General features: G+C 29.4%; 6 protein-coding genes. 1 reads left to right on the plus strand and 5 read right to left on the minus strand.

Features of this window, described 5'->3' with window-relative positions:
• Positions 1-213 precede the first annotated feature (213 nt).
• Positions 214-4,989 (minus strand): DUF4132 domain-containing protein, encoded by a 4,776-nt coding sequence (locus BR82_RS0108930; protein WP_027089912.1) that lies wholly within the window; start codon positions 4,987-4,989, stop codon positions 214-216.
• The gene (locus BR82_RS16380; RefSeq protein ID WP_051592801.1) at positions 4,989-5,387 is read right to left on the minus strand and encodes a hypothetical protein; all 399 of its coding nucleotides are present in this window, start codon (positions 5,385-5,387) and stop codon (positions 4,989-4,991) included. The genes BR82_RS0108930 and BR82_RS16380 overlap by 1 nt, the downstream gene beginning before the upstream one ends.
• A 330-nt stretch (positions 5,388-5,717) precedes the next feature.
• Here BR82_RS16380 and BR82_RS0108940 point away from each other — a divergent pair, with 330 nt between their 5' ends.
• Complete coding sequence (locus BR82_RS0108940; RefSeq protein ID WP_027089913.1) at positions 5,718-6,179, plus strand: TspO/MBR family protein; 462 nt, start codon at positions 5,718-5,720, stop codon at positions 6,177-6,179.
• 180 nt (positions 6,180-6,359) lie between these two features.
• Here BR82_RS0108940 and BR82_RS0108945 read toward each other — a convergent pair whose 3' ends face one another.
• The 3 genes from BR82_RS0108945 to BR82_RS17940 form a co-directional block, all read right to left on the minus strand.
• Positions 6,360-8,957 (minus strand): cation-translocating P-type ATPase, encoded by a 2,598-nt coding sequence (locus tag BR82_RS0108945; RefSeq protein WP_027089914.1) that lies wholly within the window; start codon positions 8,955-8,957, stop codon positions 6,360-6,362.
• Positions 8,958-9,184: 227 nt separating this feature from the next.
• Positions 9,185-9,466, minus strand: coding sequence for a hypothetical protein (locus BR82_RS0108950; protein WP_027089915.1), 282 nt, complete (start codon positions 9,464-9,466; stop codon positions 9,185-9,187).
• Positions 9,467-10,055: 589 nt separating this feature from the next.
• Positions 10,056-10,273 (minus strand): transposase domain-containing protein (locus BR82_RS17940; RefSeq protein ID WP_027089916.1); only part of this gene is annotated, 218 nt, incomplete at its 5' end.

The raw sequence follows: 10,273 nt of genomic DNA on the forward strand, positions 1-10,273 counted from the left end.
TAAACATGAAAGCATTCAAAAAAATTTGATGGTGAGGTTAAAGAAACCAAAAAAACAGCACAATTTCTTGTACTCTCTAACATATCTGTTTTCCCCATAAGAAAGTAAAACCTCATACACTCATATTTCTTTTTTCTTAAATAAAAACAGATAGTTATCTTTGATTAGATTTCTATCTGTTTCTACAATCTTAAATTGATGACATTAAAATTGCTAGGAATTCTCTTTTCTTGTTTGAATCTGTTGTAAAATTGAAGGATCTTTGATCTTATCATCTTGAGCAAATAAAACAACTTCAGAAATGATTTGCGCCGTTTTAGGATCTTCATCTAAAAATGGTAAATAAACTTTGCCACGTTTTCCACTCCACACAGAAACAATTCTAATTACTGCGCCACCATCTTGATGAACTATTCCACTCCCTAAATGAACACTATAATTATTTAATCTTCCTCGAATACATGCAAAATGATCTTTAATTTCAACATTATTTAATTTCATTAATTGAGATGTATACTCAACAATTGTTTTTCGCAATTCCATTGTAGAAAATGATGTGATTGGATCAACACCACCAACATAGGCAGTACTTACAGCTAAATCAACATCTCGCATCGTTTCCGAAAAAACAATATCATCGATATCACAAATCTTCATTGGCTGATTATTTTTCTTGTCATAAAATTGAATATAATCAATACATGGTGCTTCAATATCACTAGGTGAAAACCAGTCAGCTTGAGCAAAAAGATTTACAATCAGCTGATCTTGATAATAGATTTTTTCTAAACCATTTTCATAGCTTACATTCCACTTTCTTGATTTTAGTGCAGCTGCTGCTTTTTTAGGCTGAATTTGATATCCTGTATAACGTTTAGATGATGATTGATCTTTTTCATCATCCAGTTTGAGATAAAGTTCTCTAAAAACCTGTTTAAAAGGCTGAATGATTTGCTGTTTATAAATATACGTTTGATATTCGTGCCAGCACTGACGTTTATATAGATCATAAGGATGAATGATACGCACATAGTTACCTAATTTTTCACGATGAGCGATTCCTTTTAAATATCCTTGATCATAAAAACCTAAATTTTCATCAGAAATCAAAACAAGTTTAGAAAGCATTGGTGCTACGATTGGATTATTCATAATCGTATGAATTTCATCAATCATGAAATCAGTTCGATCTTCCATAGCCTGTTCTAACATTTTTCTCGAACGCTGATATTGTTCGTTCCATTTTTTATGAATATCTTTAATTTCTAGTACATAACTATTATTTTTTAATTTAGCGGGAATAGATTTCTGTTTTCGTTTATTTTTTAAAACTTTTATTTCATTATGTCCCTGATCATCTATTTCGATCCACAATTGAATTTCATCAACCTGGTGTGGTTGTAAGACATATTCATATTTTTTAACTATTTCAGTTTCCATCATCCAAGATAATCTTGTAGCTGTTTCAAAGCATGAATTCTTAGCCAAATTCATCAAAGCAATTTCACAAGCTCTTTTTTCACTAGCTTGTCTTTGCGCTCCAAATTGTTTGGATTCTTTTAAAAACTGCTGAATCGCTAAATAACGTTCAAGTAGATCTTGATCATCCTTTAATGGATAAATACAGTAAGCATTTAAAGCATCTTTATTTCGTTTTTGGCGCATTTGCAGATATAATGTCTCTAAATCTATTTTCTTTAAACAAGCATCTGCATATTTACGAGCTCGGCTATGAAAAGAATTTTCACATAAATATTTTGCTGCCCGATATAACATTTGAAATCTTTTTTCGCCCAAAAGCTGATAGACATTTTGGCACCATTCCATATCAAATGCCCCATCATTTAAATCTTGAGGATCTATTTGCGTGTAATGAGCAATCTGTGCTTTCTTTTGTTGATAATCATATTGTTTCATATGCGCAATAAAATAATAACAGGCTTCTTTAAAACCTTCCCAATTTAAAACTCGGTTAATAAAATCGATCCATTGTGGAGCTAACATTGCCACTTCAACAAGTCTCTCTTCTTTAAAATTTTCATTTTTTAAAGTTTGGGGATCATCACTTGATAAAGGGTAACAATGACGAATCAAATCAGTAAAAACAACATTTCGATCATCACCATAGCGTTGCCTTTTTAATGTCTCATGTTCTAAAACATGCAAGGCATCAATAAGATATTTAACTCCGTTAACAACATATAGATTTTCAACATAAGAAGTAACAGCTGTTTTTTCGTTTAATCTTGTTTTTTCCATTGAAATTAAATGATCAGCTATCAAATCAAGTTCTTTTCTTAAATAAGCAAAAACTTCAATATCATTATTCAACCGATTATGATGATAGCATTCTAAATTTAACTGTGGTTTTTTCCAAACTCCTGTTCCTTCAAAATAAGCATCTCGATAAGCAGCAAAAAGCTGATGCTGATCATTTGTATATCTACTACTATTATTATGACTATCAAGAATACATTCATAAAAAGCTTCTTGGCTAATAATTCCTAACAAAGCAGCTCGAGCTAAAATCATTGGTGAAATAGTAAATTTATGTTGTGTATCTGGTTGACATTTTAGATTAAAATTTTCATAACAGTGCATCATTATTGGAAAATATTCTTGGAACTGTTGATCATTAGCATTTTCTAAATGCAATAGAGCAACTAAAAAGGGAAATAAATTACTTAGGCTCGCGATTTCATATTGATTATTATAAATTCTTCTTTTGTATTGATAATATTTACAATGCTTATTGATTATTTCTAAAAGCATAAAAGCTTTATCACGATAATTACTTGTATTTTCATATTCATAAAAATAGTAAGAAATTAATTTTGTAATATGCTGATAATATTGTAATGATTCGATATCTTTTTGATAAAGCGTAAATAATGGTGTTTCTAAATTAAGAAACTTATCAAATTCAATTCCTTCTAGTAATAAACGAAGTTCAAAAACAATATCACTGTCTAATTGATCTTGTTGAAAATATTCATTCCACAACTCATTTAAAGGTAAAGCCTTTAATGAGTGTTCTTGATAATTAAGAGGATAAAAATACTCTGACTTTAATTGTCGATATTCATATCCATTATAATATTCATCATTTTGATGTAAAATAATTCTTTGATCCCATTTTTTTAAATATTCAAGAACTTGTTGTTTATTCCATGGCAATAGTGTTGAAAAATCAATTTTTTCTTTTTTAATAATTAGACCTTTTTTGATCGTTTTTATTTTTGAATGATAAGGCAATAAATAAGACTGATAAGGGCGATATAGCCCAAATCCTTCATCTTTTCCCTGAATTTTCACTGCACTGATTTTTACATCCTGAAAATAGTGTGGCACCTTTTGTTGTAACTCAAGCGCTGCTTCTTGAATCATTTTATTTGCTGATTTAGATAAGCGTTGATAACTTTGCTGGATCTGCTCTTGATCTTGTTTTGCAAGAATATGAACGATATGTGCACGTGCCTGAGCTTTTTTTGTTTTTAAACGGTTTTCAAGATCAATAATATCTTGATTAGAGAGATTTAATTTTATATATTCTTTTTCAATATAATTTGCTAACTCACTATTATTAGAAATGATTTCTTTTAGCATAAAAGCCTTTTTCTTACTTTCATCTAATAATGGAAATCTTTCTTCCATAAATTGTTTTAATCTTTTATCATGAAGATTACTAGCAACATACGGCAAATATCTTTCAATAAATTCTATTTGCGGATTTGCTGCAATTATATCATAAAGATGATAACAAATACTTGACTTATATAACGTTATTGAAAACCATTCAAATCCTCGTGACAAATAGGTTTCTTGACTTTTCATCGTTTTAGCAAAAGTTTCCATCTCATTAAAAATAAGTGCTAATTCATCCTTAGTTAAAACTGCTTTTTGATAGTCATAGCGGCAACATTCGCTAATAAAAAGGGCCATGATCCATTGATCATGATGATAATCTTTTAAATAAGGCAACAGCACATGCAAATAAGGACAATTCGTCAATTTTAAATAAATCAAAGCACAAGCAACAATATGACGCTTAGAACTCTTTAATAAAATTAGTGCTTCATCTATTGCCTGATTAACATCATAGACACCTTTACAATATAAAGCCAAATAAATATCTAAAGGATTTTCACTTTGTAATGCCTGAAATCGATTATTTTCATTGTGAAAATAATCTTGAAGATGCCATAAAATATAACGAACATCTTTTTCTTTTACAATTTCATAACCTATCCCTATCCAGGTCAAAACACCTCTTTGAACTGACGAATATCTTAATAGATCATTTTGAGCAATTATATCAATCATCTTTAAAAAATAATCAAGATTATTTTCATCAACTGTTTCTATAACACTTTGTCTTAACCCCTCTTGTAATCTGGCTGCTAAAAAAAGCTGAGTTAATAAATCCTGCAGTTCTTGATGATGACTTTGTTCAATAGCAATAATCACGTTTCTTGTTAAAACAGCAGTATTATTATCGCTTGTCAAAACATCTTTACAGTATTGAATGACATCCTGATCATCACTTAACAAGCGTTCAGCAATAACACTCGAAAAATTTATCCAATTATCAAACTGACGATATTGACCATAAATCAACTCTTTCATTGTCATATCTGTACCATAAAACACATAAAATGAACCAATTGCTCTAATTATCTTATTTTGATAATCAGAAAAATTCTTACTTCTAACATCCATCCTAATGAGTTGATCATTACATGTCCATTCGTGCATACATCTTAAATAATGACATAATTTTTCATAATGTTTAGGGAGTAATCCTTTAAAATATTTTTGTTCTTTCAAAAAACTTTCAACATCATTTAAAATACGAACATCTTTAAAATAAAAACTATAAAAATAATCCTGCTGGACTTGTTTGATAAATTGTTTTTCTAAATGAGTGCAAAATAGCGATAGTGTTTGATTATATTCTCTTAATTGTGCAATTATATCTTTTCTCTCCACTACCATAACCTCCCTGCTAACATGACAAAACGAATAAAAACAATTTCATCATTATCTTTAATTTGAATATGCTCATTAAGATTTTCATATTCCTGTCCATTGATAAAGACTTTATAAAGTCCATCCGTAAAATCTTGAAACATGATTTCGATTAAATCATCTAAATCTTTTTTATCAGTATTGTATAGATTTGAAAAAGATATTTTCCCTAATTTAGCTAAATCTTTGATATCTCTTTCAGTTAAAGTTTTTATCTGATTATTGTAAAGATAATTGTATTCATTATAAAATATTACGATCAATAATTCTTTTAATGTTGAAACACTTGGGATTTCAATTGTTTCTTTTCCTAAATCTTTTAAACTACTAGCTTTCTTTTTAATAATATTTATTTTCATAACCTTTTCTCCTACTATAATCTTAACACTATAAAGCATCAAGAAAAAGAATTCTTTTATACAACAATGGAATAATTTAATATTTTTATAACCTTAAAACATTATTAGTAATTAATTGAAAAAGCATTAATGTATTATTTATATCTTTATATAAAAAAGTGATTCTAAAAATATATTTTTTTGATAATAAAGAAACTTATCTAGTATTTTTATACACCAATTTTAAATTAAATAACTCTTCTGGCTTCTATTATAAAAATTTTATTAAATATTAATTGTAATTAGAATAATAATGCAAATTGAATCATAATTGTAGTAGGGGGTGATTTTTTGAAAAATCAATGGAAAAAACTAGTTATCTGTCTTGTTATACCACTTGCTGTTGGTAGTTTGTCAGCACTTCTAACACAAAACAGTATGGAAACTTTTGAATCAATCAACAAACCAATTCTATCTCCGCCTGCCTGGCTGTTTCCAATAGTTTGGACAATTCTATATATCTTTATGGGAATTGCGTCATATCTAGTTCTTACATCCTGTAAAGAAAATCATACTGCTTTAACTGTGTACAGTATTCAACTTGCTTTTAATTTTTTATGGTCAATTATCTTCTTTAATCTAAAACTTTATCTATTTGCGTTTATTTGGCTTATACTATTGTGGCTGCTGATTCTTGAAACTACCATTTTGTTTTATCATATATCAAAACCAGCTGGATATCTGATGATGCCTTATCTTTTATGGGTAAGCTTTGCCGGTTACTTAAATTTCTTTATCTATCTTTTGAATTGATAATAATAAAATATATTTTTTGATAATAAATGTAAAAGAGATTTCAAAAATCACTAATAAAAACACTTATTTTTGAAATCTCTTATTTTTAGTTATCCTTTATTGAATAAAAACTTACTATGCTAAGATACTTTTTACTATATTAGATTACCCTTGCTTATCAAAATCTAAAAATCAATGTTATTTACTTTTATGAAATAATTTAACAAGCTCACAAATAACAACTGTCGATAAACACAATCCGATACAAATCAACCATTGCATAAGATGAAGTCTTTGCAATTTAAAAATATCTGCTAATTCAGGAATCGTTATGATGATAATTTGTAAAAATAATCCAGCTGCTAAAGACCCCCATAAATAAACATTATTAAATAAGCGCTTATTTAAAATTGAATGACGAGACTTAACATTAAATGAATGCACAAGCTGACAACCACACAAAGTAATAAATGCCATTGTCATCCCTGTTAAATGATCGATTTGATTTCCAATTGCATAAGCTATCAATGTTAATACTCCAATCATTATCCCCTGCCAGGCAATTGTAAAACCTAGTCCATTAGAAAAGAAACTTTCGTTTTTATCACGTGGTTTTCGTTCCATTACATCAGATTCTATAGGTTCCATACCTAATGCAAAAGCAGGTAAACTATCAGTAATTAAATTAACCCATAACAAATGAATCGGTAATAGTGGTACTCCAAAATCAAATGGTGTAAGCAAAGAAATAATAGATGCTCCAAAAATAGTAAGCACTTCACCAATATTACTTGATAATAAAAACTGAACATCTTTTTTAATATTATCAAAAATTCCACGACCTTCCTTGATTGAAGTAATGATCGTTGCAAAATTGTCATCTGTCAAAATCATACTTGCTGCTCCTTTAGCAACATCAGTACCAGTGATTCCCATTGCGCAACCAATATCAGCTGCTTTTAAAGCTGGTGAATCATTTACCCCATCACCTGTCATCGCAACAACTTGTCCCTTTTCCTGCCATGCTTTAACGATTCTTACTTTATGTTCGGGTGCAACTCTTGCATATACTGAATATTCTTCAATATGCTCACGTAAATAATCATCACTCATCTTTTCTAACTCGCTACCCATAATTGCCTTTTGATTTGATTCTAAAATTCCCAAACTACGGGCAATCGCACTAGCTGTAATCACATGATCACCAGTAATCATGATCGTTCTAACTCCAGCTTGTTTAGCTTCAGCCACAGCCTGCTTAGCTTCTTCACGAGGCGGATCGATCATTCCTACCATTCCCACAAAAGTTAAATTGTTTTCAACTAGTTCACTAGTAATTTTATCCGGCATTTCCTGCCAATAACGAATTCCTAAAGCTAGTACTCGAAGAGCATCATTAGACATCGTTTCATTAACTTGATTGACTTCATCTAAATCAAGATCTTTACAACGATCAAATATTACATCTGGTCCTCCTTTGGTAATTGAAAGAATCTTGCCTTCATGTTTTACAAAAACTGTCATCATTTTACGATTTGAATCAAAGGCTAATTCATCAAATCTTGGATAATCTTTTGCTAAGGATTCTTTAGTAAAACCCTTTTCTAAACTAGCTTTTACTAAAGCTGTTTCTGTCGGATCACCTATTAAAACTTCTTTGCCAGCTATATTACTGATACTTCCATCACTACATAAAGTAAAATAATTCAATAATTCATTTGTTTCTTTACTACATGTTTCAATTGGCTCAATTTTTTGCTTATAACGATATGTCTTGATAACTGTCATTTTATTTTGAGTCAAAGTACCGGTTTTATCTGAACATACAATTGATGTACTGCCCAATGTTTCTACTGCTGGTAAACTTTTTACAATTGCATTCTTTTTTACCATTCTTTGTACACTTAAAGCTAAAACTACTGTAACGACGGTTGCTAATCCTTCAGGGATAGCAGCAACTGCTAATGCAATCGCTGTTTTAAAAGCTTCTAAAACAGTTATTCCCGATAATACTTCCATAAAAAACACAACAATACAAATTATAATACACAAAACACCAATACTTTTACCAATTTGATCTAATTGATCTTGAAGGGGCGTATTTTGACTTTTAGTCTGTTGCAGCATCGTAGCAATTTTACCCACTTCATTATCTTTACCTGTTGCTGTAACCAATGCAACCCCACGACCATAAGTAACATTACAAGAAGCATAAACCATATTATTACGTTCTGCTAAAGGAACTTCTTCTTTAGTAATTGTTGCACTATTTTTTTCAACTGGTACACTTTCACCCGTAAGTGCACTTTCATCAATTTTCAAGTTAAACGCCTCTATCAGACGTCCATCGCTAGCAATATTATCACCAGCTTCTAATACTAATAGATCACCCGGAACAACATCACTTGTATCAATAGTAATTGTATTCCCATTACGAATTACTTTAGCTTTAGGACTTGCCATCTTTTCTAAAGCTTCAAGAGCACGCTGAGCATTGTTTTCTTGAACTAATCCTAGAATAGCATTAATAATAACTACTACTACAATAATCACACTATCGATCCACTCTGAAGGTTCAACAATAATACTTACAATTGCAGCAATAATCAAAATAATCGTTAAAGCATCTTTAAATTGAAAAAGGAATCTAATAATTAATGATTGTTTGGGAGCTTTTTTCAATTCATTTAAACCATATTTTTCCAGATTATCTTTAACTTGCTTATCTGTTAACCCGTTTTTTAAATCAGATGAAAATTTTTGTGCTAATTCCTGTAATTCTTGATTGTAAAACATTTCTCTCTCTCCTTTTTTTAATATTTATGCAAAAACGAGGCTATTATCGTATTTGCATACAATAAAAGTCTCGTTGTTTAATTACGATCCGGATATTCCTATCGAGTTGACGACTCGTAAACCTCAATGGCTAACTACTCCCTTTTATATATACTATTCTATCATCTAGCATTTTTAAAAGCAAACATCTTTTTATATTATATCCAGAAACGTTCCAATAATTCCTATTAATGCATATTCTTAACGCGCCAACAGTCATTTGAACGGCTATTACCATTATTCATCACCACAATATTGATTTTACGTCTTTTATAATATACATCTTCATCAATCATATCATAAATTGCCGAGATTCGTTTGTGACCATCCTGACAATAATATTTCCCATTTTCAATTACTACTTTGATAGGAAAAGACAACCCGATCCGTTTAATTGATTCATATAAGCTTTTAGAATAATCCTTTTTAATAAAATTAATTTCTTCTATATCAATTTGCTGTATCCTCATCTATATACCCTCATCTTAAAATTAAACACATATTATCAACTTAAAAATCAAAACTAAAAACAAGTTGAAAAAACCACTATATCTTATTTTCTTATAAACTAATCTTCAATGCTTTTAAGCAGATATAAGTATCCAAAGTAATATATTTTTAGCATTACTAATATAATACAAATATTTACCATCATTAGATACTTTAATTGAATATCCTTTCTCAGTAGTAATCCAAAAATTAATTTTATTAATAAGATCATAACTAAATACATCTTGATCAGTATTATAATAAATAATATTATCATAGATATCAAAATTATCTACAAAAATATCACAAATTAAAGTATCTTATCCTTGTAAATAAAAAAGCAATCACATAAAATCGTATCAACTAATTCTTTTAAATCCAAATCATATAAAATTTATTAATATCATTATCAGATATATAAATGATATGATCATCAAATACGAATATATTTTGTAAAAATCATTTTGTTCGTAAGCGTCAAATAGCTTACACATAAAAGAAAGAACCATAAGTACTTTTTTATAATAATAACTTATGGTTTTATTATTTAAGCGCCAAAAGATCATATTCCTATGATTTTTTGGTCTCATATAGTTTTGATGGCAATTCTGACCAGGGCATTACCCCTTCAAGAATCGCTCGATCTCTCATGTCTTTTCCAGGCAGTGTACTTAGCAGATATTTGATATAATCATATGGTTTCAGACCGTTTAGTTTTGCTGATTCAACTAGACTGTATATCCATGAACTTGCTTGGGCTCCTCTTACCGTATTCATAAAAAGCCAGT

Source organism: Thomasclavelia saccharogumia DSM 17460, assembly GCF_000686665.1.
Classification (GTDB): domain Bacteria; phylum Bacillota_I; class Bacilli_A; order Erysipelotrichales; family Coprobacillaceae; genus Thomasclavelia; species Thomasclavelia saccharogumia.